Annotated in this window: 24 protein-coding genes; 12 read left to right on the forward strand and 12 right to left on the reverse strand. The window is 73.4% G+C overall.

The annotated features are described in order from the left end of the window. Positions 1-18 precede the first annotated feature (18 nt). Positions 19-573 (reverse strand): PadR family transcriptional regulator, encoded by a 555-nt coding sequence (locus ACZ7KX_RS04765; protein WP_470325302.1) that lies wholly within the window; start codon positions 571-573, stop codon positions 19-21. Positions 574-809: 236 nt separating this feature from the next. Here ACZ7KX_RS04765 and ACZ7KX_RS04770 point away from each other — a divergent pair, with 236 nt between their 5' ends. Further along, a complete protein-coding gene (locus ACZ7KX_RS04770) occupies positions 810-1,265 on the forward strand; it encodes an SPW repeat protein (RefSeq protein WP_350519052.1) in 456 nt (151 codons plus the stop codon). Between the two features lie 124 nt (positions 1,266-1,389). Here ACZ7KX_RS04770 and ACZ7KX_RS04775 read toward each other — a convergent pair whose 3' ends face one another. Next, entirely contained in the window at positions 1,390-2,796 is a 1,407-nt protein-coding gene (locus ACZ7KX_RS04775; protein WP_470325303.1) for a class II fumarate hydratase, read from the reverse strand. 322 nt (positions 2,797-3,118) lie between these two features. Between ACZ7KX_RS04775 and ACZ7KX_RS04780 the strand changes: the two genes are divergently transcribed. Beyond that, positions 3,119-5,098, forward strand: coding sequence for a cholesterol oxidase substrate-binding domain-containing protein (locus ACZ7KX_RS04780; RefSeq protein ID WP_470325304.1), 1,980 nt, complete (start codon positions 3,119-3,121; stop codon positions 5,096-5,098). 33 nt (positions 5,099-5,131) lie between these two features. Here the strand turns inward: ACZ7KX_RS04780 and ACZ7KX_RS04785 are convergent, their stop codons facing one another. After that, positions 5,132-5,722, reverse strand: coding sequence for a helix-turn-helix domain-containing protein (locus tag ACZ7KX_RS04785; RefSeq protein WP_470325558.1), 591 nt, complete (start codon positions 5,720-5,722; stop codon positions 5,132-5,134). Between the two features lie 243 nt (positions 5,723-5,965). Between ACZ7KX_RS04785 and ACZ7KX_RS04790 the strand changes: the two genes are divergently transcribed. The 8 genes from ACZ7KX_RS04790 (at position 5,966) to ACZ7KX_RS04825 (ending at position 13,625) form a co-directional block, all read left to right on the forward strand. Continuing rightward, positions 5,966-6,799, forward strand: coding sequence for an AzlC family ABC transporter permease (locus tag ACZ7KX_RS04790; protein WP_470325305.1), 834 nt, complete (start codon positions 5,966-5,968; stop codon positions 6,797-6,799). Continuing rightward, positions 6,799-7,107: an AzlD domain-containing protein gene (locus tag ACZ7KX_RS04795; protein ID WP_470325559.1), complete on the forward strand. Its 309-nt coding sequence runs from the start codon at positions 6,799-6,801 to the stop codon at positions 7,105-7,107. Before ACZ7KX_RS04790 ends, ACZ7KX_RS04795 begins: the two co-directional genes overlap by 1 nt. Before the next feature lie 271 nt (positions 7,108-7,378). Next, a complete protein-coding gene (locus ACZ7KX_RS04800) occupies positions 7,379-8,566 on the forward strand; it encodes an acyl-CoA dehydrogenase family protein (protein WP_350519046.1) in 1,188 nt (395 codons plus the stop codon). Positions 8,567-8,640: 74 nt separating this feature from the next. After that, positions 8,641-9,015 (forward strand): hypothetical protein, encoded by a 375-nt coding sequence (locus ACZ7KX_RS04805; protein ID WP_470325306.1) that lies wholly within the window; start codon positions 8,641-8,643, stop codon positions 9,013-9,015. Further along, entirely contained in the window at positions 9,012-9,821 is an 810-nt protein-coding gene (locus ACZ7KX_RS04810) for an ATP-grasp domain-containing protein (protein ID WP_470325307.1), read from the forward strand. The genes ACZ7KX_RS04805 and ACZ7KX_RS04810 overlap by 4 nt, the downstream gene beginning before the upstream one ends. Before the next feature lie 291 nt (positions 9,822-10,112). Continuing rightward, on the forward strand, positions 10,113-10,991 hold the full coding sequence (locus ACZ7KX_RS04815) for an alkaline phosphatase family protein (protein WP_470325308.1): 879 nt from the start codon (positions 10,113-10,115) through the stop codon (positions 10,989-10,991). 562 nt (positions 10,992-11,553) lie between these two features. Beyond that, complete coding sequence (locus ACZ7KX_RS04820; protein WP_350519043.1) at positions 11,554-12,036, forward strand: hypothetical protein; 483 nt, start codon at positions 11,554-11,556, stop codon at positions 12,034-12,036. A gap of 314 nt (positions 12,037-12,350) precedes the next feature. Beyond that, complete coding sequence (locus ACZ7KX_RS04825; protein ID WP_470325309.1) at positions 12,351-13,625, forward strand: multidrug effflux MFS transporter; 1,275 nt, start codon at positions 12,351-12,353, stop codon at positions 13,623-13,625. A gap of 175 nt (positions 13,626-13,800) precedes the next feature. Here the strand turns inward: ACZ7KX_RS04825 and ACZ7KX_RS04830 are convergent, their stop codons facing one another. The 9 genes from ACZ7KX_RS04830 to ACZ7KX_RS04870 all read right to left on the reverse strand — a co-directional run bounded on the left by ACZ7KX_RS04830 (position 13,801) and on the right by ACZ7KX_RS04870 (position 22,397). Next, positions 13,801-15,855: a glycosyl hydrolase family 18 protein gene (locus ACZ7KX_RS04830; RefSeq protein ID WP_470325310.1), complete on the reverse strand. Its 2,055-nt coding sequence runs from the start codon at positions 15,853-15,855 to the stop codon at positions 13,801-13,803. A 595-nt stretch (positions 15,856-16,450) separates the two neighbouring features. After that, positions 16,451-17,029 (reverse strand): hypothetical protein, encoded by a 579-nt coding sequence (locus tag ACZ7KX_RS04835; RefSeq protein WP_470325311.1) that lies wholly within the window; start codon positions 17,027-17,029, stop codon positions 16,451-16,453. Between the two features lie 194 nt (positions 17,030-17,223). Then, the gene (locus ACZ7KX_RS04840) at positions 17,224-18,171 is read right to left on the reverse strand and encodes an ABC transporter substrate-binding protein (protein WP_470325312.1); all 948 of its coding nucleotides are present in this window, start codon (positions 18,169-18,171) and stop codon (positions 17,224-17,226) included. Between the two features lie 48 nt (positions 18,172-18,219). Further along, on the reverse strand, positions 18,220-18,897 hold the full coding sequence (locus ACZ7KX_RS04845; RefSeq protein WP_470325313.1) for an ABC transporter permease: 678 nt from the start codon (positions 18,895-18,897) through the stop codon (positions 18,220-18,222). Continuing rightward, positions 18,894-19,562 (reverse strand): ABC transporter permease, encoded by a 669-nt coding sequence (locus tag ACZ7KX_RS04850; RefSeq protein ID WP_350519037.1) that lies wholly within the window; start codon positions 19,560-19,562, stop codon positions 18,894-18,896. Before ACZ7KX_RS04850 ends, ACZ7KX_RS04845 begins: the two co-directional genes overlap by 4 nt. Then, positions 19,552-20,832 carry an ABC transporter ATP-binding protein gene (locus ACZ7KX_RS04855; RefSeq protein WP_470325314.1) on the reverse strand — a complete coding sequence of 427 codons (1,281 nt, stop codon included), beginning with the start codon at positions 20,830-20,832 and terminating at the stop codon, positions 19,552-19,554. Before ACZ7KX_RS04855 ends, ACZ7KX_RS04850 begins: the two co-directional genes overlap by 11 nt. Before the next feature lie 380 nt (positions 20,833-21,212). Beyond that, a complete protein-coding gene (locus ACZ7KX_RS04860; RefSeq protein WP_470325315.1) occupies positions 21,213-21,599 on the reverse strand; it encodes a rhodanese-like domain-containing protein in 387 nt (128 codons plus the stop codon). After that, on the reverse strand, positions 21,593-22,120 hold the full coding sequence (locus ACZ7KX_RS04865) for a cysteine dioxygenase (protein ID WP_350519034.1): 528 nt from the start codon (positions 22,118-22,120) through the stop codon (positions 21,593-21,595). Before ACZ7KX_RS04865 ends, ACZ7KX_RS04860 begins: the two co-directional genes overlap by 7 nt. 199 nt (positions 22,121-22,319) lie before the next feature. Continuing rightward, positions 22,320-22,397 carry a putative leader peptide gene (locus ACZ7KX_RS04870; RefSeq protein ID WP_374209156.1) on the reverse strand — a complete coding sequence of 26 codons (78 nt, stop codon included), beginning with the start codon at positions 22,395-22,397 and terminating at the stop codon, positions 22,320-22,322. A gap of 475 nt (positions 22,398-22,872) precedes the next feature. Here ACZ7KX_RS04870 and ACZ7KX_RS04875 point away from each other — a divergent pair, with 475 nt between their 5' ends. Together ACZ7KX_RS04875 and hydA are read left to right on the forward strand one after the other, a co-directional pair. Beyond that, positions 22,873-23,715, forward strand: coding sequence for a nitrilase-related carbon-nitrogen hydrolase (locus ACZ7KX_RS04875; RefSeq protein ID WP_350519033.1), 843 nt, complete (start codon positions 22,873-22,875; stop codon positions 23,713-23,715). Positions 23,716-23,726: 11 nt separating this feature from the next. Further along, complete coding sequence (hydA, locus tag ACZ7KX_RS04880; RefSeq protein ID WP_470325316.1) at positions 23,727-25,157, forward strand: dihydropyrimidinase; 1,431 nt, start codon at positions 23,727-23,729, stop codon at positions 25,155-25,157. The last annotated feature ends 51 nt before the right edge of the window (positions 25,158-25,208 follow it).

Raw genomic sequence — 25,208 nt, forward strand, 5'->3', positions numbered from 1 at the left:
GGGTCCGGCGCCGACGGGTCAGGACGGCCGGTCGGCGGCGAGGCGGCGCAGGGTGGCGAGCACGTCGTCGAGCCAGGCGAGGGTCATCCGCTCGTACTCGATGCCGCCGCGCAGCACCACGTGCTGCAGCTCCCGGCGGGCGTCGAGCGCGTCGAGGTCGGGGAAGTCCCGTTGCTCGCCGTGCAGGTAGCGGGCGAGCAGGGCGGCGTGCCCCTCGCGGTGGCGTTCGACCTCGGAGATCAGCGCCGCCGGGTCGTCGAAGGCGGCGGCCCGGATCTTGACCGCGAGTTCGTGCCGGACGGTCTCCGGCTCGACCGGTTCCCGCAGCCAGCCGGCCAGTGCGGCCCGCCCGGCCTCGGCGGCCGAGTAGACCTTCTTGTCCGGGCGCCCGTCCTGGGCGACCTCCTCCGCGGCCACCCAGCCGTCCGCCTCCATGCGCCGCAGTACCCGGTAGATCTGCTGGTGGGTGGCGGTCCAGAAGCGTCCGATGGAGCGGTCGAAGCGCCGGGCCAGCTCGTAGCCGGAGCCGGGCCGCTCCAGCAGCGAGACGAGGATCGCGTGCTCCAGTGCCATGCCCCGCATCCTGCTATGCAACGAGTTGCATAGGCAATGACGCCCCGCCTGGTTGAGACGCAGGTCACCGGCGTGATCGGATGGTTATCGGTCATTCCGGACTATCGGGTGCAAAACAGTAGAGAAGGGACAGAATGGGTACGGGGCATGCGCCTTCCGGGTGACGGAGGACAATGCACCCCGCAGATTCCGGACCACAGGAGGTGGTATCGGTGGCAACCCATATCCCGACGGGCATGGAGCACCATCCGGACATCGTCGAACTGAGAGAACACTACGAGCGGGTCACCTCGACCCCCCGGGCCCAGGGCGTCGAAGCCCTGGCCGTACTGGCCGGCCTCTTCCTGGCGGCATCGCCGTGGATCGTCGGCTTCACCGCGTTCAGCACCCTGACCGTGACCTGCCTGATCGTCGGACTGGCCTACACGGTGCTGATGGCCGGCTACGGCACGGCCTACGAACGCACCCACGCGAGGGCCTGGGCGGCCACGGCGCTCGGCGCCTGGACGATCATCTCCCCCTGGGTCATCTCCGGATCGGTCGCCCGGGGCAAGAACATCGTCACCTGCATCATCGTCGGTGCAGTGATGTTCCTGCTCGGACTCGCGGCGATCTCGATGGCCACGATCACGGCGAACGGAGCGGCGATGCGGCTCGGCCGGGCCGGTCGGGCCGGCGGAACCAGGGGCTGATCTTCCCCGCAGCCCCTCGTCCGGGGCGCGGCGGGAGCACCCTCCCGCCGCGCCCCGGCGCACGTCCCACGCACCTCCCGCGCACCTCGGGGCCGTCCCCGGGCGACCGGGTGTTCCGGGGCGGCTACGGGCGCGTCATCCGCAGCACGTCCAGCGCCTCGTCCAACTGCTCCTCGGTGAGCTTGCCCTGCTCGACGTAGCCGCGCTCCAGCACCACCTGACGGATGGTCTTGCGCTCGGCCAGCGACTGCTTGGCGACCTTCGCGGCCTCCTCGTACCCGATGTACCGGTTCAGCGGGGTCACCACCGACGGCGAGGACTCCGCGTACTCCCGGGCCCGTTCGACGTTGGCGGTGATGCCGTCCACCGTCCGGTCCGCCAGCAGCCGGGCGCTGTTTGCCAGCAGCCGGACCGACTCCAGCACGTTGCGGGCGATCACCGGGAGCATCACGTTCAGCTCGAAGTTGCCGCTCGCGCCGGCCAGCGTCACCGTCGCGTCATTGCCGACCACCTGGGCGGCGACCATCAGCACCACCTCGGGCAGCACCGGGTTCACCTTGCCCGGCATGATCGACGAACCGGGCTGCAGGTCCGGCAGGTTGATCTCGCCGAGCCCGGTGCGCGGGCCGGAGCCCATCCACCGCAGGTCGTTCGCGATCTTCGTGAACCCGACCGCCACCGTGCGCAGTTGGCCGCTCAGCTCGACCAGGGCGTCCCGCGCGCCCTGCGCCTCGAAGTGGTCCCGGGCCTCGGTCAGCGGCAGGTCGGTGACGCGGGCCACCTCCGCGATGACCGCGGCCGGGAAGCCGGGCGGGGTGTTGATGCCGGTGCCCACCGCCGTTCCGCCGAGCGGGAGTTCGGCCACCCGGGGGAGCGTGGCCAGCAGCCGCTCCCGCCCGTGCCGCACCTGCGCCGCGTAGCCGCCGAACTCCTGGCCCAGTGTGACGGGCGTGGCGTCCATCAGGTGCGTGCGGCCCGACTTGACCACCTCGGCGAACTCGACGGACTTGCGCTCCAGCGCCTCCGCCAGGTGCTCCAGCGCCGGGATCAGGTCGTGCGTCACGGCGGCGGTGGCGGCGATGTGGATCGAGGAGGGAAAGACGTCGTTGGACGACTGGCTCGCGTTGACGTGGTCGTTCGGGTGGACGGGCCGGTCCAGCCGCTCGCCGGCCAGGGTGGCGATCACCTCGTTGGTGTTCATGTTGGACGACGTGCCGGAGCCGGTCTGGAACACGTCCACCGGGAACTCGTCGTCCCAGCGCCCCTCCGCGACCTCCTCGGCCGCCGCCACGATCGCCTCCGCCGTCTCCTCGTCCAGCACCCCCAGGCGGGCGTTCACCCGGGCCGCGGCCGCCTTGATCCGGGCCAGCGCGGCGATGTGCGCGCGCTCCAGCCGCTGGCCGGACACCGGGAAGTTCTCCACCGCCCGCTGCGTCTGCGCCTGCCACTTCGCGGCGGCCGGCACCCGCACCTCGCCCATCGAGTCGTGCTCGACCCGGTACTCCCGCGGCTTCGCCTGCTCGTCACCCATCGCGCGCTGCACCTCCTGTACGGGCCGGTCGGCCCGGAACGGATCTCCGATCACGACAGCCGCGAGCGGGGCCCGGGTATTTCCGACACGACCGGTCGGGTTCTCGGCCGGTTCCGCCTTCCTGTCGCCGCCCCCGTACGCCCCGCGCCGAGGCCCCGGGCCGATCGGGCCGAACTCACTCGAACGAGTGAGTCACCGGGTGGACGCTTCAAACCGGCGCACGGTGCTTCGTACGCTCCTCCCCGGGCCGAACCGACGGTCGGCCCGGCCCGGACAGCCGTAGCTCGGCCCGGGGGGACCAGCACGAGGGGCGGACGGACGGATGACCAGCGGACACGGCACGGCGGGCACGGCGGGCACAGCGGGCGGGGCGGCCGCGGCGGGCAGAAGCGGTGGTGCACCGCACCGGGGGAGCGGCGCCGGGAGCGGCCTCACCCGCCGGCAGCTGCTCGGGGCCTCGGCCGCGCTCGGCGGCGCGGCCTGGATACTGCGCGGCACCGTCGGGCCGGACAGCGCCCGGGCCGCCGCGCCCGTACCGCCCGGACTCCCCGCCGGCACCGAGCTCTACCAGCGGGTCTTCGAGAACTGGTCCGGCGAGGTCCGCACGGACCAGCTGTGGACCTGCGCGCCCCGCACCCCCGAGGAGGTCCCGGTCCTCGCGGACTGGGCGCACGCCAACGGCTGGCGCCTGCGGGCCACCGGCTACCGGCACACCTGGGCACCGCTCACGGTCGCCGACCGGACCCCGGAGAGCGCCCGGGTCCTGCTCGTGGACACCAGCCGGCACCTCACCGCCGTCACCGCGGACTCGCCCACCACCGTGCGGGTGCAGACCGGCACCACCATGGAGGCCCTGCTCGCCCACCTGGCCGACCGCGGCCTCGGCCTGACCGCCTGTCCGGCCCCCGGCGAGATCACCGTGGGCGGGGTGCTCGCCATCGGCGGCCACGGCACCGCCGTCCCGGCGGCGGGGGAGGTGCGGGCGGACGGGCACGGCTACGGCTCGGTGAGCAACCAGGTCGTCCGGCTCACCGCCGTCGTCCTCGACCCCGCCACCGGCCGCTACGCGCTGCGCACCTTCGACCGCTCCGAGGCCGACAGCGCCGCGTTCCTGGTGCACCTGGGCCGCGCCTTCCTCACCGAGGTCGTCCTCAGGGCGGGTGCCGACCGGCCGCTGCGCTGCGTCAGCCGGCTCGACATCCCGGCGAGCGAGCTCTTCGCCCCGCCGGGAGCCGGAGGTTCCGCCGGTTCCGCCGGGGGCACCGGGGCGGGCGGAGGCGGCGGGCTGCTCGGAGGGCTGCTCGGCGGACTGCTGGGCGGTGGCGGCCCGCGGACCTTCGCCGAGTTCGTGGAGCGCGACGGCCGGGCCGAGGCGATCTGGTTCGCCTACACCGACTACCCCTGGCTCAAGACCTGGAGCGTCGCCCCGACCGAGCCGCTCGGTGCGCTCGCCGTCGACCACCCCTACAACTTCCCCTTCTCGGACAACGTTCCGGAGCCGGTGGCCCGGCTCGCCGGGCAGATCGTCGCCGGTGCCTGGGGATCGGCCCCACTGTTCGGCCAACTCCAGTACCTCGTGGCGAAGGTGGGTCTCACCGGCGACGTCACGGACGTCCTGCTCTCCGGTGGGCTGATCCGCAGTCTGCTCACCGGCGACGTCCTCACCCACCTGCTCGCGGGCGGATTGCGCTCCGACCTCTGGGGCCCCTCGCGCACCCTGCTGCAGTACGTCCGCCCCACCACCCTGCGGGTCACCGCCAACGGCTACGCGGTCCTCGCCCGGCGCGCCGACCTGCAGTGGGTGGTCAGCGAATTCGCCGCGTACTACCGGCAGTTGCTCGCCGAGTACCAGGCCCGGGGCGAGTACCCGGTGAACGGCGCGGTGGAGATCAGGGTCACCGGCCTGGACGACCCGGCGTACTCCGGCGTCCCCGGCGCCCGGCCCCCGCTGCTGTCCGCGCTGCGCCCGCGCGCCGACCGCCCGGAGTGGGACACCGCCGTCTGGCTCGACGTCCTCGCCTTCCCCGGCACGCCCGGACTGGAGCGCTTCGCCCGGGACCTGGAGCAGTGGCTGCTGCGCACCTTCGACGGCACCCGGGCGGGCCTGCGGGTCGAGTGGTCCAAGGGCTGGGCCTACACCGCCGACGCCGCCTGGTCGGACCGCGACATGATCGACCGGGTCATCCCCGCCGGCCTGCGGGCCGGCGGCGGGCCGGGCTGGGACGAGGCGGTCGCCGTCCTGGACCGGCACGACCCGCACCGGGTGTTCGGAAACCCCTTCCTGGACGGCCTGTTGAAGTGAGGCCAGCCGGCCGGGGCGCCGGCTGATGCTGCGTCAGGTGTGCTCCATCACGATCACCGCCAGGGTGTCCGGAGCCAGGGCGCGGAAGACGTGCGGGGAGTCGCCAGGGTAGCTCACGTAGTCGCCCGGGCCCAGCTCGACCGGCGCCTCCGTCGGCCCGACCAGGGCGCGTCCGGAGCCGATCATCACATGCTCGACGGTGCCGGGCATGTGCGGGTCGGAGGCCCTGGTCTCGCCCGGCTGCGCCTCGATCCGGTAGATGTCGCGCCGGGCGTTGGGCGGGCAGGAGGAGAGCACGGTGGCGGCGTAGTCGGCGCGCTCGGAGTGGGTCACCGGGCCCTCGCCGGCCCGGATCACCTTGACCGCGGGGCGCGGCGGGTCGACCAGGCGGCTGAACGGCACGTTCAGTGCGACCCCGAGTGCCCAGAGCGTCTCCACGCTGGGGTTGCCCGCGCCCGACTCCAGCTGGGAGAGCGTCGACTTGGCGATCCCCGCGCGCCGGGCCAGTTCGGCCATCGACAGCCCGCTGCGCTCGCGCTCGCGCCGGATGGAGGCGGCGATCTGGCCGATCAGCTCGGTTCCGGAGCCGCCGGCGGCGACGGCCGGGGTGGTCTGGTCACTCATGCTCGCCACTCACGCTCTCCTCTGGCTCCTTCACTGCCCGCCGGACCTGCCGGACCGCCGGGCCGCCGGACCTGCCGGACCTGCCGGACCGCCGGTACGACCCGTATGGCCCGTACGACCGGTGCCGTTCATGCTGCCACGACCGCCCGGGCCTGCGGGCATGCTCGGATCGACCGGCGTTCGGCTTGTCGGTCCCATCGTTCGCCTTGACGAACCCAGGGGGGCGGGTTCACTCTAATGGACATGCGTTCGCTACTCCGAACACTGGAGCGTGCCACTCTTCGTGACATCGCCCTGGTCTGCCTGGCCGACGCCCTCGTCGGCGCTTCCTTCGGCGCGATCAGCGTCTCCGGCGGTCTGCCCCTGTGGGTGCCGATCGTGCTCTCCGTCCTGGTGTTCGCGGGCGGCTCCCAGTTCGCGGCGGTCGGCGTGGTGCTGTCCGGCGGCGGCGTGCTCGCGGCCGTCGCCACCGGCCTGGTGCTCAACGCCAGGCTGCTGCCCTTCGGCTTCACCGTCGCCGACGTCCTCGACGGCCCGTGGTGGCGCCGGCTGGTCGGTGCGCAGCTGATCACCGACGAGACCGCCGCCTTCGTCCTGCAGCAGGGCGGGCCGCGGCGGCGCAGGGCCGTGTTCTGGCTCTGCGGGACCGCCCTGTACGCGGTGTGGAACGTCTCGGTGCTGCTCGGTGCCGTCGCGGGCGGGCTGATCGGCGACACCGACGCCCTGGGCCTGGACGCCGCCTTCCCCGCGGTGCTGCTCGCGCTGGTGCTGCCCTCGCTCACGGACCGCCGCACCCGTACGGCCGCGGTCGTGGGCGCGGTGGTGGCGGTCGCGGTCACACCGTTCGTACCGGGCGGGCTGCCGGTGCTACTCGCCCTCGTCGGGCTGCTGTTCGCCGGCCGGCCGGGCGCGGTGGACCCCTCCGACGGGAAGGTGCCCACGGACGAGGCGTCCGCGGGCGAGGCATCCCACGGGAAGCCACCTGCGGGCGAGGCGTCCGAGGGGAAGGCTCCCGTGCCGGCCGGCCGGGTGGTCCGGGCGGATCCGCCGATGACGATGAAGGAGGCGGTCCGATGATGCCGCTCTACGCCGTGCTGTTGCTGACCGTCGGGACGTACGCCTTCCGGCTCGCCGGGCCGCTGCTCGGTGGTCGGCTCACCCTCTCCGACCGGCTGCGGCACCTGCTGGCGGTCGCCGCGGCGGTGCTGCTGGTCGCCCTGGTGGCGACCGGGGCGCTGACCCAGGGGCACGGCTTCGCGGGGTGGGCCCGCCCGGCGGGGGTGCTGGTCGCCGGGGTGCTCGCCGTGCGCCGGGCGCCGTTCCCGCTGGTGGTCGTCGCGGGCGCGGCGACGACGGCGGTGCTCCGGCTGTGCGGGGTGGGGTGAGCCAGCGGTGCGAGGAAGCCCAGCGAGGCGCCGGCGTGCACGGTGTCCACCAGCAGCGCGGCCGGCTCCGCCGCCACGCCGGGCAGCTCCTCCGCCGTCACCAGGCCGATCGCGTACGCGTCGTCGGCCACGAAGCCGTCCATGTCGCTTTCCTCACTCGCTCGCACCCACCACGGCCCGGCCACGTGCGGAATACTCGCCGGTACTCCGCAGACCCACGCCGGGACCGGGCGCCGAGACCGGTACTCCGCCGAGACCACAAGGAGCTTCGATGACGAAGCCGACCCGGATCGACCCGTCCGACCTGCTCGCCGTCGGCGACCTCCTCACCGACGAGGAGCGGCTGATCCGCGACACCGTCCGCCGGTTCACCGAGGAGCGGATCCGCCCGCACATCGGCGACTGGTTCGAGCGCGGCGTCTTCCCGGCACGTGAACTCGCCCCCGAACTCGGCGCCCTCGGCGTGCTCGGCATGCACCTCGACGGCTACGGCTGCGCGGGCGCCGGCGCGGTGGCCTACGGCGTGGCCTGCATGGAGCTGGAGGCGGCGGACTCGGGGCTGCGCAGCTTCGTCTCCGTCCAGGGCTCGCTCGCCATGCGCTCGATCCACGCCTTCGGCTCCGAGGAGCAGAAGCAGCGCTGGCTGCCCGGCATGGCCGCCGGCGAGCTGATCGGCTGCTTCGGGCTCACCGAGCCGGACTTCGGGTCGGACCCGGCGAACATGCGCACCCGGGCGGTCCGCAAGGGCGGCGAGGGCGGCGACTGGGTGCTGTCCGGCAGCAAGATGTGGATCACCAACGGCAGCATCGCCGACGTCGCCGTGGTCTGGGCGCAGACGGAGGAGGGCGTGCGCGGCTTCCTGGTCGAGCGCGGCACCCGCGGCCTGACCACCACCGACGTGCACGGCAAGCTCTCCCTGCGCGCCTCCGTGACCAGCGAGCTCGCCTTCGACGAGGTGGTCCTGCCCGCGGACGCCGTGCTCCCCGGGGTGGTCGGCCTGCGCGGGCCGCTCTCCTCCCTCAACGAGGCCCGCTACGGCATCCTCTGGGGCACCGTCGGCGCCGCCCGCGACTGCTACACCGCCGCGCTGGACTACGCCAAGAGCCGGATCCAGTTCGACCGTCCGATCGCCGGCTTCCAGCTGACCCAGCAGAAGCTGGTCGAGATGATGCTGGAGGTCGAGAAGGCCTATCTGGTGGCGCTGCGGATCGGCCGGCTCAAGGAGGACGGAGCGGCCCGCGCGCCGCACGTCAGCTTCGGCAAGCTCAACAACGTCCGCGCCGCACTGGAGATCGCCCGCAGCGCCCGGACCGTCCTCGGGGCGAACGGCATCACCACGGAGTACCCGGTGCTGCGGCACGCCAACAACCTGGAGTCGGTGCTCACCTACGAGGGGACCAGCGAGATCCACACCCTCGTCCTCGGCGAGGCCATCACCGGCGAGCCCGCGTACCGCTGACCGGCCGTCCACCCCGCCTGAGCAGGAGAAATCCGGTGGCCGGGCCCGCGACGACCCGGCTACCGTTCCCTGCCATGACCAGTCAGCACGCCCGGACACCCCGGACCACCACCCTCTGGCGCCCCACCGGGCCCCAGGAGCTGGCGCTGGTCGAGGCCGCCGACTGGCGTGCCTGGCCGGCCCGCCTGCCCGACCAGCCGATCTTCTACCCCGTCCTCGACGAGGACTACGCGATCCGGATCGCCCGGGACTGGAACGTCCCCGCCTCGGGCGTCGGCTACGTCACCCGCTTCGAGGTCGAGACCGGGTTCCTGGCCCGCTACCCCGTGCGGCAGGCCGGCGGCCGGACGATCCTCGAACTCTGGGTGCCCGCCGAGGAGCTGGACGAGTTCAACCGGCACGTCGTCGGCCGCATCGAGGTGGTCCACGAGTTCCGGCCCGCGCCGTGACGGGGCCGACCGCCGCGGGGGCGGGCGACCGCGTCCTGCTCACCTCGGCCCAGCCGACCAGCACCACCGCCCTGCTCGTCGAGGCGGCCGCCCGACGCGGTCTCACCACCGCCGTCCTGCACGGCCCGGAGACGGTCCGGCGGCTCGCCGGGCGGCCCGTGCACTGGTACGGCGGGCCGCTCGCCGCCGCCCGGATCGCCGCGCCGCTGGGCCTGGCCCTGCTCGAACCCGAGGACGACTGGCTCGCCCGGCTCCCCGAGGAGTTCACCCGCCGCCGGATCGAGCTGACCACGCTCGCCGAGGCCTGGACGCTGCGCCACCCGGCGTTCGTCAAGCCGCCGGCCGACAAGTCGCTGCCGCCCGCCGTCTACCCGGACGGCTCCCGGCTGCCGCGCACCGGGGAGCGGATCGGCCCGGACACGCCCGTGCTGGTCAGCGAGCCGGTGACGTTCGCCGCCGAGTACCGGCTGTTCGTCCGCGACGGCGAGGTGCTCACCGGCAGCCGCTACGCCCGCTTCGGATGGCTCGACCCGGCGCCGACCACCTCCGAGGCCGTCGCCTTCGCCCGCCGGCTGCTCGCGGCCGTCGGCGACACCCTGCCCGGGGCGGTCGCCCTGGACGTCGGCCCGATCGCCGACCCGTACGACCCGGCCGAGCGGTGGGCCGTGGTCGAGGCCAACCTGCCGTGGTTCGCGCACTGCTACGCCGCCGACCCGGAGCGCGTCCTGGACGTCGTGCTGCGTGCCGCCGGCCCGGCCGCCGAACTCGCGGCGACCGACCGCCGCTTCGTCCGCGCGGTCGCCTGACCGCAGGCCGGTCCGGCCGGTCCTCCGGTCCCGGGGCGGTCCGGCCGGTCCTCCGGTCCCGGGGCGGTCCGGACGGCCTTCCGGCCCCGGGGCGATCCGGACGGTCCTCCGCCCCGGAACGGTCGGGACGGCCGTCGGACGGCCGATCGGCGATCTCCCGACACCCGGCGGACACCTGCCGTTCGACGGTGCGACGCCGGACGGTACGGCGGCCGGTGAAGCATGGCGCGGTCGGCGGCGGCCCCTGACGGGCGCGGCCGAGCGCGTGCACGACCGAAAGGAACCCCCGCCATGTCCGCTGTCCAGTGGCCCCGCCCCCGGGTGCTCGTCGTCGGGATCGACGGCGTCCGCCACGACTACCTCGCGCAGGTGCCGATGCCGCGCCTCCAGGAGGTCGCCGAGGCCGGGTTCCTGGTGCCGGTCACCGTGGCGGACACCACGCCGACCATGTCCGGCCCGTGCTGGGCCACCATCGTCACCGGCGTCGAGCCCGCCAAGCACGGCGTCTGGGGCAACCACCTGGCCGGCAACCGGCTCGACGTGTTCCCCGACTTCGCCACGCGCCTCAACCGCGGCGACCGCCGCCGCACCTTCGTCGCGGCCGGCTGGGACCCGCTGATGATCAACGAGTCCGGCGGCCCGCTCTTCCGCGCCCCCGGCCGGCTCTCCTACATCGCCCCGGCCGAGGACACCCCCGAGGCCTGGGAGGTCGTGGACGAGGAGGTCACCCGGGAGGCCGTCCACGTCCTCGGCACCGCCGACCCCGAGGCCTCCTTCGTCTACCTCGGCGCCGTCGACGAGACCGCCCACTTCCTCGGCTGCGGCGAGGGGTACCGCGCCGCCATGCGCGCAGCCGATGAGCGCCTCGGCCGCCTCCTGGACGCCGTCCGCGGACGCGCCACGTACGCCGAGGAGCAGTGGACCGTCATCGTCGTCACCGACCACGGCCACGTCGACGCCGGTGGCCACGGCGGCCGCACGGTCGAGGAGCGGACGGCCTGGGTCGCCTGCGCCGGGCACGGCATTCCGGCCGGACCGCCCGCCGGGGAGATCCGCCACCCGGACGTCGCCGCCCAGGTGTACGCCTCCCTGCTGCGCCCGATCGACCCGCACTGGACCCTCGACGGACGCCCCTTCCCGGTCGCCCGCCCGGTGCCCGTGACGGTCTGACCCGTGGCGGTCCGACCCGTGGCGGTCCGACCCGTGGTCGTCCGACCCCGCGGCGCGGACCGCTGGGCCCGCGCCGACCCGCGCCGATCCGCAGGTCCGCGGCGATCCGCGGGACCCGGCCGAACGCGGCCGGACCCGACGGCGACCTGACGCCCGGGGCCCGATGCCCCGGGTGCAGCAGGCCCGGCTGCGGGGGTGCCGGGCTTGAGCGAAGCTCGATCGGGGCTCGGGCGGCGCTCGACCCGGGTGTGCCAACCTGAGCGCCGGACCGGCACGTGCCGGGTTTCCGGAGCTCAGCGCCTCTGCCGGACGGCATACGCCTGAAGGTGGAGACGGTACCCCGTGGGTTGGAGACAAGATCGCGACTTGGTGGTGACGCTCCGCCGGAGCGGCACGGGCCACGATGGTTGCACCGGATGGCGCAGTGCGTCGGCCGGGCCGGCGGCGCGGATCCGAGCGGATCCACATGGCTGCCGACGGCGGACGCGGGGCGACGGAACCGGGCACGGACACCGGCCGAGAGCACCGGCCACGGACACGGACACGGAGAGGACAGTCGGGCATGAAGGGCATCGTGAGCAAGGTCGCGCTGGGAGTCGCGGGTACCGGCATGGCCGTGGCCGTGGCGGCCGTGGCAGTGGGTCCGAGGGTGTCCGACTGGTACGACGGCCGCCACCAGGAGCAGGCCTCGTACGAGACCGGCACCCAGGCCAAGGCCGACGGCCGCTCGATGCCGGCCTGGCTGCCCGACAACGCCTCCGGCGTGAAGTACCTGATGTCCACCACGGGCGACGACCGCCTGCTGCGCGCCACCCTCCCGGAGGGCCGGCTGCCCGTCGGCTGCACCACCGGGCTGCCGGGCAAGTCCGCGCACCCGGTGCCGATGACGCTCAAGGCCGGCTGGTTCCCGGAGGGCGTCGCGGCCAAGGCCAGCGGCACCTGCGGGCACTACAACGTGACGCTGACCGGCAACCAGCTCTACGCCTGGCAGGACGGCGCGGCGGTGCAGGCAGCCCTTCGCGCCGAGCACGCCGCCAAGCACTGAGCACCCCCACCGGGCGCCGAGCGCCGAGCTCCGACCGGGCCTGAGCAGCCACCGGGCCTGAGCGCCGGCAGGGTACGGGGCGTCGACCGGCCCGGAGGCCGCGGAACGGCCGGTCGGGCCGGGGAAACAGACGGACCACCAAGCGGCCCGCCGGGCACCGAGAGGTGCGGGCGGGTCGCCCTCGTGCGTGTACGGTACGTCGGTGTGCGGGAGCGGCGACCGCACTCGGGTGCGCCCCCTGCTGTCGGAACCGGACCGGGCTGCGATAGGACGGAGCGCGAACGACCCCCGTCGCCCCGTCCGTGAGGAGAGCCATGCCCGGCCCGACCGTCGGCCCCACCGATGACACGTCGACCGCTGCCGTCACCACACCCGCCACCGGCCAGGCCGGCACCGGTTGGGCCACGATCGCCGTCCTGGGCGGCCTCACCGCACTGGGACCGCTCACCACCGACCTCTACCTCCCCGGCCTGCCCGCGATCGCCGACGACCTGGTGGCCGAACCGGCCGCCGTCCAGCTGACCCTCACCTTCTCGATGTTCGGGGTCGCGGCCGGGCAGATGCTCTTCGGACCGCTCAGTGACCGCTTCGGGCGCCGCCCGCCGCTGCTCGCCGGACTCGTCGTCTACACCCTGTCCAGCGTGGTGTGCGCGCTCGCGCCGAACCTGTCGGTCCTGATCGCCGCTCGCTTCGTCCAGGGCGCGGCGGGATCGGCCGGGCTGGTCATCGGGCGCGCCGTCTCCCGGGACCGCTTCCAGGGCGTCGCGCTGCTGCGCTTCCTCGCCTCGATCGCGCTGATATCGGGACTGGCGCCGATCCTCGCCCCGATCATCGGCGCGCAGCTGCTGCGGTTCACCTCGTGGCGCGGCACCTTCGGCACGCTCACCGCGCTCGGCCTGCTGCTCACCCTGGCCGCGTTCGGCGCGCTGCGCGAGACGCTGCCGCCGGAGACCAGGGAAGCCGGCGGGGTGGGCGCGACCCTGCGGGTGATGGGGCGGTTGCTGCGCAACCTGCCGTTCCTCGGGCTGGCGCTGACCAGCTCCCTCGCCTTCGGTGCGCTGTTCGGTTACATCAGCGGGTCCTCGACGGTGCTCCAGCACGTCTACCAGGTCTCGCCGCAGACCTACAGCCTGCTGTTCGGGCTGAACTCGGTGGCGATCGTGGTGATGACGCAGGTGAACGGGCGGGTGCTGGCGCCGCGCTGCACGGCGCGGGCGCTGATGCTGGGCAGCCTCGCGGTGGCGGTCGCCGCCGGGGCGGCGCTGGTGCTGCTGACGACGGTGTGGGACTTCGGGCTGGTCGGGTTCTGTGCGCCCCTGTTCGTGATGATGGGCAGCCTGGGGGTGCTCCTGCCGAACACCGCCGCGCAGGCGCTCGGCCTGGTCGAGCCGCAGGTCGCGGGCACCGCGTCGGCGCTGCTCGGGACGGGCAACTTCCTGGTCGGCGCGGTGGTCGCCCCGTTGAGCAGCCTCGGCGGGCGGCCGTCCGCGGTGCTGCTGGCCGTGGTGGTCCTGGTCTGCGGGCTGCTGGCGAGCACGGCGTACCTGGCGCTGTGCCGGCCGGCGCGGATGCGGGCGGCGGGGGCCTGAGGCGAAGCCGGGCGGGAGAGGACGAACGGATGACAGCTGACAGATGTTGAAATCTGTCAGCTGTCATCCGTCATCTGTTACTTGTCGGCCGTCGTTCGGCGGCCGTCATTCGTGGGCTGTCATTCGTGGGCCGTCATTCGGCGTCCGCCGGCCGTCATCCGTCCGGTGCCACCCGCTACGCGATCGAGAAGTCGTCCCCGAACACGTTGCCCTGGCCGTACCAGCCGTGCAGGTACACGGTGACGGTGCCGGACGTGCCGGTGGTGAAGGGGACGGACAGCTTGGTCCAGCCGGCGGAGTTGGCCCAGGTGGCGGCGCTGGCGCCGCCGCTGACCCCGACGTAGGCGTAGTTGCCCTGCACCCAGCCGGTCAGCGTGTAGCTCGTGTTGGGCTTCAGCGTGACGGTCTGGGAGCACTGGCCGGTCTGGCTCGCGGTGGCCGCGGCCTGCAGCGCGTGGGTGCCGGAGTGGGCCGGCGTGGAGACCACGGCGCCGCCGCTCTGGCAGGTCCACGGAGCGAGCGTGCCGCTCTCCAGGTCACCGTTGACCACGCCGGTCGTCGGGGTGGTCCCGGTGACCGTCAGCGAGTAGGTCGTGGTGTGGGTGCCGGACGGCGCGGTGGCGGTCACGGTCAGCGGGTAGGTGCCCGCCGCCGCGGCCGAGGTGGTGGAGATGTTGAGCGTGGCGTTGTTCCCGGCGGTGACGCTGCCGGGGGTGACGGTGGCGGTGACGCCGGCCGGTGCGCCGCTGGCCGAGAGGCTGACGCTCTGCGCCGAGCCCGCCGTCACGGCCGTCGCGATGGTCGCCGATGCCGACGAACCGGCACTGACCGTACCGGAGTTCGGGTTCACCGCGACCGAGAAGTCATTGCCGGGCTGGGTGCCGGTGACGTTCAGCGTGAAGACGCCGGTGTGACTGCCGGAGGCCGCCGAGCCGGTCACGGTGATCGGGTAACTGCCGGGCGCCACCGACGAGGTGGTGGAGATGTTGAGCGTGGCGTTGTTCCCGGCGGTGACGCTGCCGGGGGTGACGGTGGCGGTGACGCCGGCCGGTGCGCCGCTGGCCGAGAGGCTGACGCTCTGCGCCGAGCCCGCCGTCACGGCCGTCGCGATGGTCGCCGAGGTGGACGAACCGGCGCTGACCGTACCGGAGTTAGGGCTGACGGAGACCGAGAAGTCGTTGCTCACCGTCGAGCCGCTGGTGAACGGCGCGAAGATGTGGGTGAAGTCCCAGGTGTTCTGGTTGATCCCGGAGCAGGAGTCGCTCCCGGCCGTCCCGGGGCAGCCGCCGTTGTCGCGCTGCAGGGCCCAGAAGGACAGGGTGTTGATGCCCTTGGAGACCGCCCAGTTGTACACGGTGGTGGCGTTGGCCACGGTGAAGGTCTCGGCCGCCCCGTAGTCGTCGATGCCGAGCATCTCGGTGATCCCGATCGAACCCCACAGCTGGGCGGGGGTCTTGGACGGATAGAGCCTGGCCAGCTGGTTGTAGAGGCCCTGCGCGGAGGTCTGGGTGTCGGCCGCCATGTCGTGGGTGGCGCCGTCGTAGTAGTCGAAGGTCATCATGTTGACGACGTCGATCCGCGCGTTGTTGCTGACCGCGTTGCGCAGCACCGCGAGGCCGCTGTCGGCGAGCCCGCCGGTGGTGGTCGGAAGGGTGTAGGAGAACTGGATGCTCCGCCCCTTGGTGGCGGCCCAGTCCTGCACCAGCTTGATCGCCTTGTTGCGGCGGTCGATCCCGGCGGTGTTGGTCAGCGAGTTGTCCTCGATGTCGAGGTCGATCCGGCTGATGTCGTAAGTCGTGATGACGTTCTCGAAAGCGGCCGCGATCTGGTTGACGTCGGTGCAGCTGTCGGCCAGTTCGGTGCCGGTGTTGTCGGCGGTGTAGCCGCCGAAGGACGGGATCACGTCTCCGCCGTTGGCGCGGATGGTGGCGATGTCGGCGCCGAAGGTCGAGGAGGAGACCGGCATGGAGGAGTCGCCGTTCCAGTACGGCGTGCACGAGCCCTTGGTGGCGGCCTGCAGGAACGCCATGGTCAGGTGCTTGGCGCCGGACTGCGCGGCCAGCTGGGCCGGGCTCTGGCCGGTCCAGGCTTCGAAGTAGGGGGCGAAGACCCGGCTGGGGAGCGGGGTGGCGGCCTGGGCGGAGGCCGTTCCGACCGCGACCAGGCCGGCCGAGGCGGCCAGGGTGGCGCAGGCCGTCAGGGCGGCCTGGATCGTTCTGCGAAGACGCATGGATTCTCCAACAGACTTGGTGGGGCTGGACGTTGGGGAGGTGCGATCGATCGCGGGCGGCCGTGTGGGGAGCGGCCGGGTGAGCCCTGGCCCGGGGATCGGATCGGGTGCGGTGCGGTGCGTTCCGGTTCGGGACCGGGTGGAGCGGGGTGGAGCGGGACGGGGCGGAGTTCGGGAGCGTGCGGTGTGCGGGCGTGCGGCGGCCCACCGACTCGCGTGGAGGCGGGCGGCGGTGCGTGTGCACGCGGCCGTACGGAGCGGGGGTGGAGCGGAACAGGGCAGGGCAGTGCCTCAGCCGCCGGTGGTCACACCCCCACAGTGCATCCCGGTCGGATCGACATGCTTATGTTTGGACTAGACCACTGGTCTGTCAAGAGACCTGACAGTTCGTCAGCATACGGCCCGCGCGGGCGTAGGGCGCGGATTGGCGGCCGGGATGGAGGGGCCGCCCGGGGGAGCGTCACCGGGCGGAAGGGGACCGTGGCCGCGCACCCGGTGGGTGGGGCGCGGCCACGGCGGCCCGGCGCTCAGGACACCGGGCGGTTCGGGGCGTCGCGGCGCGGGCGCCGCGAGCGGGGGTGGTGTGACGCGTGGGTCAGCGCGTGGCGGGGCAGAGCGTGGCGCGCAGCGCGTCGTTGATCTTGGCGGCGGTGTCCGGCCCGAAGCCCTGCGGGTGGTCGGGCGAAGTGAAGCGCTGGTTGGCCAGCTCGACCAGCTTCCCCTTGTCCTTGGGGAACTGGTACATCGACTGGCACTGGTTGCGCGCCCGGTCCACGGCCTGGTCCGGCTTGCCGCCGACGATCGCCGGGTCGATCGCGTCCAGTGCGGCGACCAGCTTGCCGGTCAGGTCGGCGCCCGGCTTGGTGGGCAGCCCGGCGTCGGCGGGCGGGGCGGGCTTGGCCGGTGCGGGGGCTCCCGAGGCGCCGGCGTCGGCGGGCGCGGCGGGCGTGCCCGCCGAGCCGTCGGCCGTGGGGGCGGCCGTGCCGGGGACGGGGGCCGCCGGCGTCGTGGCGGCGTCCGAGGGTGCGGCGGCCGAAGTGGTGGAGGCGGCGGTGGCGGTGGGGGAGCCGGCCGCGGAGGTGGCCTTGCCCGAGCTCGATCCGGAGCTGGAGCAGGCAGCGAGGCTCACCGCGGCGAGTGCCGTGAGGGTGGCGGCGAGGAGTCGAGTGCGCATGGCGCCCAGACTGTCATGTTCGCGGCGCGGAAGGGAAGGTCCCCGGGGAGTGCGGGCGGGGGCGCCGGGAACGGCGGACGGCGGCCCGGGGAGCGAGTCCCCGGGCCGCCGTTCGTCGTGCGGGATGTTCGTTCGTACCGGCCCGTCGTGCGGGCGGGCGTGCGGGCGGGCGGTCGGCCGGGCCGGGCCGGTCGTCAGCCCAGGCCGTTGGACTTCAGCCAGTCCTTGGCCACCGTCGACGGGTCCTCCTTGTCCACCGCGACCCGCTTCATCAGCGCCGTCAGCCCCGCGGTGTCGAGCTTGGCCGACACCGCGTCGAGCGCCGCCGTCGCGGTGGCGTCCACGCCGGCCTTGTTGACCAGCGGGGTGATGTTCTGTGCGCCGAAGACGTTCTTCGGGTCGGCCAGCGGAACGAGCTTGTACTGGACGATCTTCGGGTCGGTGGTGAACACGTTGCCGACCTGGACGCCGCCGTCCTTGAGCGCGTTCGCGGTGGTGTCGGCGGTGGGCTTCCACTCCTTGAACGTCAGCGCGTAGACGTCCTTGAACTGCTGCTCGCGGCGGGACTTGAACTCCGGCGGGCCGCCGATGGTGAACTCGCCGGCCTTGGCGGCCAGGTCGTCGATGCTCTTGAGGTTGTACTTGGTGGCGGTCTCCTGAGAGACGCTGAGCGAGTCCTTGTCCTCGGCGGGGGAGGAGTCGAGGATCCCCAGCGAGGCGGGCAGTGTCTTGGCGAGCGCCGCGTTCACGTCCTGGGTGGTGACGGCGGTGGCCTTGGCGTCCAGGTAGGCGAGCAGCGCACCGTTGTACTCGGGCAGGACGGTGAGGTTGCCGCTCTGCAGCTGGCCGTAGAGCACCTCGCGGCTGCCGATGTTGAACTTCTCCTCGACCTTGACGCCCTTGGCCTTGAGGGCCTGCGAGTAGATCGAGCCGAGCAGCACGTTCTCGGGGAAGTTCGCGGAGCCGACGACCACCGTCGAACCGGAGCCGCCGCCCGAACCGCCCGCCGCCGGGGCGCCTGATGCCGCCGAGGCGCTGGAACCCCCGCCGAGCGGGTCGCCGCCGGAGGAACCGCAGGCGGTGGCGCCGAGCGCGAGCGCGGCGAGCGTGCCGATCACGACCGCACGTCGGCTTCGCTTCATTGTCGACATGGTGACAGATGTCCTTCCGGGAGGATGGGGAGAGGTGGTTCAGCCGGCCCGCTGCTGGGCGCGCACCCCGGGCGGGAGCGCGAACCGGGCGAGCAGGGCGAAGAACAACTGGGCGCCGACCGCGAGCAGCACCACCAGCAGCGCCCCGCCCACGGTCACGGCGTACTTGCGGGTCGCCAGCCCGTCGATGACGTAGCGGCCGAGCCCGCCCAGCCCGACGTAGGCGGCGACCGTGGCGGTCGCGATCACCTGGACGGTCGCGGTGCGGAAGCCCGCCAGCAGGGTCGGCGCGGCCGAGGGCAGGCAGACCTGCGTCAGCACCTGGGGGTGGGTCAGGCCGATGCCGCGCGCGGCGTCCCGGACGTCCGGGTCGGTGCCGCGCACCCCCTCGACGGCGGCCACCAGCAGCGGCGGCGCGGCGAGCGCGACCAGCGGGATCAGGACCGCGGTGTCGCCGACCCCGGCGAGCAGCACCGCCAGCGTCACCAGCCCGAGGGTGGGCAGGGCGCGGGCGGCCCCGGCCAGCGCGGTCACCACGGTGACACCGCGCCCGGTGTAACCGATCAGCAGCCCGAGCGGGACGGCGAGCAGCGCCGCGAACAGCACGGCCTCGCCGGAGAGCAGCAGGTGTTCGTAGACCCGGTGCACGATCGCGTCCGGGCCGCTGCGGTGGTCCGGGGAGGTGAAGAAGTCGCCCAGCCAGTCGAGCCAGTTCACGAGCCCGCCCCCTTCTCCCGGACGGCCCAGGGTGCGAGCACCCGCCGGGCCCCCACCAGCACCAGGTCGACGGCCAGCGCGAGGACGGCGATCAGCGCGATGCCGGCCACGATCGGGGTCGGGAAGGTGCGCTGGAAGCCGTCGATGAACAGGTAGCCGAGCCCGCCGCGCCCGACCAGCGCCCCGACGCTCGCCAGCGAGATGCTGGACACCGCCGCGACCCGCAGTCCGGCGATCAGGTACGGGACGGCGGCGGGCAGTTCGACCGAGGTCAGCCGGTGCCACGGCCCGTACCCCATCGCGGTGGCGGCCTGCCGGACGGCGTCCGGGACGGCGCGCAGCCCGTCCACGGTGGTCGGCAGCAGGACGGCGAGGGCGTAGAAGGTGAGCGGGATCATCACCGTCGCCTGGGTGGCGAGCCCGGTGTACGGGATCAGCACCACGAACACGGCCAGTGAGGGCAGTGCGTAGACGATGTTGAACACGGCGGACAGCGGCTGGTAGAGCCGGGGGAAGCGGGTGCAGGCGAGGCCGAGCGGGACGGCCAGCAGCAGGCCGATGAGCACGGGGACGAGGGCGATCACGGCGTGGTCGGCGAGCAGGTGGCCGAGGTAGCCGAGGTGGTCGCCGATCCAGTACCAGCGGACGATCGGTTCATCGTCCACCGGAGGCCCCGTCCTGACCGTCGCCGTTCCCGGTGGTGCCGTTCCCGGTGGTGCCGTGTGCGTGGCCGCCGTTCCCGGTGGCGCCGTCCTTTCCGCCGCCGTCCCCGTTGCTGCTGTTCGAGGGGGGTGCGGCGTGGGGCCCGTCGGTGCGGACGGCGCCGTCGGCGCCCGGCCGGAGCGCGGCGAGGACGGCCTCGCGGCTCGCGGTGCCGGTGGCGCGGCCCTCGGCGTCCAGCGCGACCGCGACCCCGGCGGGGGAGAGGACGGCGGCGTCCAGCGCGGTGCGCAGGGTGTCGGTGTCCGGGCGGAATCCGGCGGCCGGGTGCAGCTCGGCGGTGACCGCGGCGCGGTCGATCCAGCCGATCGGGCGGCGCTCGTCGTCCAGCGCCAACTCCCAGCCCCCGTACCTGAGTCCGCCACCGGAGCCGTTCGTGACGCCTCCTCCTGCGCCGTTCGTGACGCCGGCCCCTGAGCCGTCCTTGAGCCCGTTGCCCAGGGGGCGCAGCACGACGGCGTGCGCGGGGCGCAGGCCGAGGCCGCGCAGGCCGCGGTCACGGCCGAGGAAAGCGGCCACGCCGTCGTCGGCGGGGGTGGTGAGCAGCGTGTGCGGGTCGGCCAGCTGCGCGATCCGGCCGCGTTCGCGCAGCACCACCACCTGGTCGCCGAGCCGGACGGCCTCCTCGATGTCATGGGTGACGAACAGCACCGTCTTGTGCAGCTCGGACTGCAGCCGCAGCAGCTCCTCCTGGAGCCCGGCACGCACGACCGGGTCGACGGCGCTGAACGGTTCGTCCATCAGCAGCACCGGCGGGTCGGCGGCCAGGGCGCGCGCCACGCCGACCCGCTGCTGCTGCCCGCCGGACAGCTGGAACGGGTACCGCTTGGCGGTCTCGGGTGCGAGCCCGACCAGTTCGAGCAGTTCGGCGGCCCGCGCGCGGGCCTTCTTGCGGTCCCAGCCGAGCAGGTAGGGGACGGTGGCGATGTTGTCGATCACCTTGCGGTGCGGGAACAGCCCGGCCTGCTGGATCACGTAGCCGATGCCGCGCCGCAGTTTGGCGGGCTCCAGCTCGGCGACGTCGGTGCCGTCCAGCAGTACGCGGCCCGAGGTGGGCTCGACCATCCGGTTGACCATGCGCAGCAGGGTGGTCTTGCCGCAGCCGGACGGTCCGACCAGGACGGTTATCCGACCGGTCGGGACCTCAAGGTCCAGGCCCTCGACGGCGACTGTGCCGTCGGGGTGGCGCTTTCCGGCGCCCTCGAATCTGATCACGGGGTGTTTCCTCGTCAGGGCGCCCGGAGGAGGCGGCGCCTGTGTCGGTCGGTCTTTCGGTTGTTGGCGGTTTGTCGACAAACGGCGGTGCGGATCGGTGCCGGTGGCGCTTGTCGTACCAACCGCCCCGGGCAATCCTCCGCCCGCGTGGCTGCCCAGGTTCGGACCGGCGGAAACTCCGATCAGACTATGACCTGCATCATCTCCTGTCTCTGATTTACCGTCGGGCGCGTGCCGTGCGGCCGAGCCTGAGGCCGAGTCCGGCGTGGGGGGCCAGAGCCAGGACCGACACCGTGGCCGGGTCCCGGGCTCCCGTCCGCAGTCGGGAGCCCGGGGAGCCCGGGGCCCCGGGGAGTCCCGGCAGCCGCGGTGGTCCCGGGTCAGGCGCCCGGACGGGTCGGCAGACCGGCCGCCGCCCAGCCGACGAACCCGCCGTCCAGGTCGGTCGCCCGGTGCAGGCCCAGTTCACGGAGCGAGGCGGCGGCCAGGCTGGAGGCGTAGCCCTCCGAGCAGACCACGATCACCTCGATGTCGTAGCCCGCGGCCTCGGGGATCCGGTGACTGCCCGTCGGGTCGAGCCGCCACTCCAGCACGTTGCGTTCGATGATCAGCGAACCCGGGATCTCCCCCTCGGCCGCCCGCTGCGCCGCCGGGCGGATGTCCACCAGCAGTGCGCCGTCCAGCTGCGCCTGGTACGCCTCCCGGGCGCGCGGACGGTGGACGCCCTCGCGGGCCCGCTCCACCAGGTCGTCGATCGTGGTCACCATTGCTCCGGTCCTTCCTCCGACGTGCGCACGAGCCCTCCGGCCCGCAGGTCGTAGTGCGCCATCGAGCCCAGCGGGGGCGAGTAGGCGTGCAGGGTGACGGCCGGGCCGGACGCGGTGTTGCGCACGTCGTGCACGTACTCGGGGCCGAAGGCGCGCGCGGTGCCGGCCGGCACCCGGCGGATCAGCAGGCCCTGGTCCGGACCGCCGAGGGACAGCTCCTCCAACTCGCCGAGGGCGACGGTGAACGCGCCGCGGGAGCCGCCGTGGTCGTGGAAGCCGGTGGACTGGCCGGGGAGCCAGCTGATCAGCCACACCTCGTGGTCGTCCTCGGCCACCAGGCGCCGGTACCAGCGCTCCTCGGTGGCGAGGCGGACGTGGTGGATCCACCGGTCGGGCTGCTCGGCCAGCTCGCGGACGATGGTCCGCAGGGTGCCGGGGCTGAGCGGGGCGCGGGCGTCCACCGCGGGGGGCGTGGTCGTCGGGGGCTCGGAGACGGGGGCCGGGCCGGTGTGCAGGCTCATCAAGGCGTCCTCGGGTGCGCGGGAACGTCGGCGGGGTGTGCCCGTGGGCGGCGCTGGTCGGCGGGCGCGGGCCGACGGAGCGGCCCGGTACGCACGGGGTGCGCCGGGGTGCGGGCGGGAAGGTCAGGACTGCGGGTGCGGGTGCGCGGCGTGGGCCCTGGCAGACGTCACAGGGCGGGACCGGCGGGGGAGTGCGAGGTCAACGGGCACAGATGGAACTCGCCTGGCGTCGCAGATCGACGTGCAGGCGGCAGACCAGAGTGGTGCCGGAGTCCATGCCCGGGATCCTTGCCGAGCGAACCGGACGAAGTCAAGCCGCGCCGAACGTCCGTCGATCTTCCGCCGTGCGCTGTCCGCCGCTCTTCCGCGGTCTCCCCGTCGGCCTTCCGCCGTCCGTCCGTCGGTCTTCGGTCTTCCGTTCGCCGGTCTTCGGCCGCCCGCTCGCCGACCGCCGCCGCGGCGGTCGGCGGGAACGCGGCGGCTCGAATGAGTAAGGAGGCTACGGACGGGGTAGATGAGCTTTTCATCCCACCCACGGCCGCCCGCGTGTCCGCACAACGAGATCGCCCCAGACGCGTTTCCGCCGACGTATTGTCAGGCCACCAAGGCCCGGCCTACCGTCAACAGATCGCTTTCTACGCACGTAGACCCCTGCGGATCCCCGAGCGGACCCGCAGGTGAGACCCGCCCCGTCAACCATCTCACCGCGGGCCCGACCGTACGGCCGGGCCGCGGAGTTGCGGAGGTTCCCCATGTCGCAGATCGTCCGTGCCGCCCTCGTCCAGACGCGTTGGACCGGTGACCAGGAGAGCATGATCGCCCTCCACGAGCGGTACGCCCGCGAGGCCGCCGCCCAGGGAGCGCAGATCATCGGCTTCCAGGAGGTCTTCAACTCCCCGTACTTCTGTCAGGTCCAGGAACCCGAGCACTACCGGTGGGCCGAGGCCGTCCCGGACGGGCCGACCGTACGCCGGATGCAGGACCTCGCCCGCGAACTCGGGCTGGTGATCGTGGTTCCGGTCTACGAGGAGGAGCAGACCGGCGTCTACTTCAACACCGCCGCCGTGATCGACGCCGACGGCAGCTACCTCGGCAAGTACCGCAAGCACCACATCCCGCAGGTCAAGGGCTTCTGGGAGAAGTACTACTTCAAGCCCGGCAACCTCGGCTGGCCGGTGTTCGACACCGCCGTCGGCAAGGTCGGCGTCTACATCTGCTACGACCGCCACTTCCCGGAGGGCTGGCGCGCGCTGGGCCTGGCCGGCGCGCAGATCGTCTACAACCCCTCCGCCACCAGCCGCGGGCTGTCCGCCTACCTCTGGCAGCTCGAACAGCCCGCCGCCGCCGTCGCCAACGAGTACTTCGTCGCCGCCATCAACCGGGTCGGCACCGAGGAGTACGGCGACAACGACTTCTACGGCACGTCCTACTTCGTCGACCCGCGCGGCCAGTTCGTCGGCGACGTCGCCTCCGACAAGGAGGAGGAACTCGTCGTGCGCGACCTCGACCTCGGCCTGATCGAACAGGTCCGACAGCAGTGGGCGTTCTACCGCGACCGCCGCCCCGACGCCTACGGACCGCTCGCCGAGGCCTGAGGAGCAGCGCGATGACCACCCGCGACCCGCAGCAGCGCACCGTCGTCCGCGGCGGCCTCGTCATCACGGCCACCGACGAACTCCACGCCGACGTCCTGATCGAGGGCGAGCGCGTCGCCGCCCTCGCCGCCACCGGCAGCTCCGCCGCCGAGGCCTGGACCGCCGACACCGTCATCGACGCCACCGGCCACTACGTCATCCCGGGCGGTGTCGACGCCCACACCCACATGGAGCTGCCGTTCGGCGGCACCGCGGCCTCCGACACCTTCGAGACCGGCACCCGGGCCGCGGCCTGGGGCGGCACCACCACCATCGTCGACTTCGCCGTCCAACCGGTCGGCGGCTCGCTGCGCGAGGGCCTGGACAGCTGGCACGCCAAGGCCGACGGCAACTGCGCCGTCGACTACGCCTTCCACACCATCGTCTCCGACGTCAACGACGGCGTGCTCAAGGAGATGGACGCCCTCGTCGACTCCGGCGAGTCCACCTCCTTCAAGCTCTTCATGGCCTACCCCGGCGTCTTCTACAGCGACGACGGCCGCATCCTGCGCGCCATGCAGCGCGGCGCCGCCAACGGCGGGCTGATCATGATGCACGCCGAGAACGGCATCGCCATCGACGTCCTGGTCGAACAGGCGCTCGCCGCCGGACGCACCGCCCCGCGCTACCACGGCGAGGTGCGCCGCGAACTGCTGGAGGCCGAGGCTACCCACCGGGCGATCAAGCTCGCCCAGGTCGCCGGCAGTCCGCTCTACGTGGTGCACGTCTCCGCGGCCGCCGCCCTCGCCGAGCTCGCCCGGGCCCGCGACGAGGGGCTCAACGTCTTCGGCGAGACCTGCCCGCAGTACCTCTTCCTCTCCACCGACAACCTCGCCGAGGAGGGCGCGGACGGCTTCGAGGGCGCCAAGTACGTGTGCAGCACACCGCTGCGACCGCGCGAGCACCAGGAAGCGCTCTGGCGCGGGCTGCGCACCAACGACCTCCAGGTGGTCTCCACCGACCACTGCCCGTTCTGCTTCGTCGGACAGAAGGAGCTCGGGCGCGGCGACTTCTCGAAGATCCCCAACGGCCTACCGGGCGTGGAGAACCGGATGGACCTGCTCCACCAGGCCGTCGTGGACGGGCGCATCACCCGGCGCCGCTGGATCGAGATCGCCTGCACCACGCCCGCCCGGATGTTCGGGCTGCACCCGCGCAAGGGCACCATCGCGCCGGGCGCCGACGCCGACCTCGTCGTCTACGACCCCACGGCGGTGCAGACCGTCTCCGCCGCGACCCACCACATGAACGTGGACTACTCCGCGTACGAGGGCCGCCAACTCACCGGCCGGGCACGGACGGTGCTCTCGCGGGGCACCGTCGTGCTGGACGGGGACACCTGGCTCGGCCGGGCCGGGCACGGGACCTTCCTGCGCCGCGACACCTGCCAGTACCTGCTCTGATCCGCGGCCCTGCGCCGTGCGGACGTCCGCTCCCTTCGTACGTCCGCTGCG

The sequence above is a fragment of the Kitasatospora sp. NPDC038210 genome (assembly GCF_055600605.1).

Bases quoted from the DNA above. Each gene is read 5' to 3' on its own strand.
- ACZ7KX_RS04765 (WP_470325302.1), bottom strand. From the start codon at position 573: ATGGCACTGGAGCACGCGATCCTCGTCTCGCTGCTGGAGCGGCCCGGC.
- ACZ7KX_RS04770 (WP_350519052.1), top strand. From the start codon at position 810: ATGGAGCACCATCCGGACATCGTCGAACTGAGAGAACACTACGAGCGG.
- ACZ7KX_RS04775 (WP_470325303.1), bottom strand. From the start codon at position 2,796: ATGGGTGACGAGCAGGCGAAGCCGCGGGAGTACCGGGTCGAGCACGAC.
- ACZ7KX_RS04780 (WP_470325304.1), top strand. From the start codon at position 3,119: ATGACCAGCGGACACGGCACGGCGGGCACGGCGGGCACAGCGGGCGGG.
- ACZ7KX_RS04785 (WP_470325558.1), bottom strand. From the start codon at position 5,722: ATGAGTGACCAGACCACCCCGGCCGTCGCCGCCGGCGGCTCCGGAACC.
- ACZ7KX_RS04790 (WP_470325305.1), top strand. From the start codon at position 5,966: ATGCGTTCGCTACTCCGAACACTGGAGCGTGCCACTCTTCGTGACATC.
- ACZ7KX_RS04795 (WP_470325559.1), top strand. From the start codon at position 6,799: ATGCCGCTCTACGCCGTGCTGTTGCTGACCGTCGGGACGTACGCCTTC.
- ACZ7KX_RS04800 (WP_350519046.1), top strand. From the start codon at position 7,379: ATGACGAAGCCGACCCGGATCGACCCGTCCGACCTGCTCGCCGTCGGC.
- ACZ7KX_RS04805 (WP_470325306.1), top strand. From the start codon at position 8,641: ATGACCAGTCAGCACGCCCGGACACCCCGGACCACCACCCTCTGGCGC.
- ACZ7KX_RS04815 (WP_470325308.1), top strand. From the start codon at position 10,113: ATGTCCGCTGTCCAGTGGCCCCGCCCCCGGGTGCTCGTCGTCGGGATC.
- ACZ7KX_RS04820 (WP_350519043.1), top strand. From the start codon at position 11,554: ATGAAGGGCATCGTGAGCAAGGTCGCGCTGGGAGTCGCGGGTACCGGC.
- ACZ7KX_RS04825 (WP_470325309.1), top strand. From the start codon at position 12,351: ATGCCCGGCCCGACCGTCGGCCCCACCGATGACACGTCGACCGCTGCC.
- ACZ7KX_RS04830 (WP_470325310.1), bottom strand. From the start codon at position 15,855: ATGCGTCTTCGCAGAACGATCCAGGCCGCCCTGACGGCCTGCGCCACC.
- ACZ7KX_RS04835 (WP_470325311.1), bottom strand. From the start codon at position 17,029: ATGCGCACTCGACTCCTCGCCGCCACCCTCACGGCACTCGCCGCGGTG.
- ACZ7KX_RS04840 (WP_470325312.1), bottom strand. From the start codon at position 18,171: ATGAAGCGAAGCCGACGTGCGGTCGTGATCGGCACGCTCGCCGCGCTC.
- ACZ7KX_RS04860 (WP_470325315.1), bottom strand. From the start codon at position 21,599: ATGGTGACCACGATCGACGACCTGGTGGAGCGGGCCCGCGAGGGCGTC.
- ACZ7KX_RS04865 (WP_350519034.1), bottom strand. From the start codon at position 22,120: ATGAGCCTGCACACCGGCCCGGCCCCCGTCTCCGAGCCCCCGACGACC.
- ACZ7KX_RS04870 (WP_374209156.1), bottom strand. From the start codon at position 22,397: ATGGACTCCGGCACCACTCTGGTCTGCCGCCTGCACGTCGATCTGCGA.
- ACZ7KX_RS04875 (WP_350519033.1), top strand. From the start codon at position 22,873: ATGTCGCAGATCGTCCGTGCCGCCCTCGTCCAGACGCGTTGGACCGGT.
- hydA (WP_470325316.1), top strand. From the start codon at position 23,727: ATGACCACCCGCGACCCGCAGCAGCGCACCGTCGTCCGCGGCGGCCTC.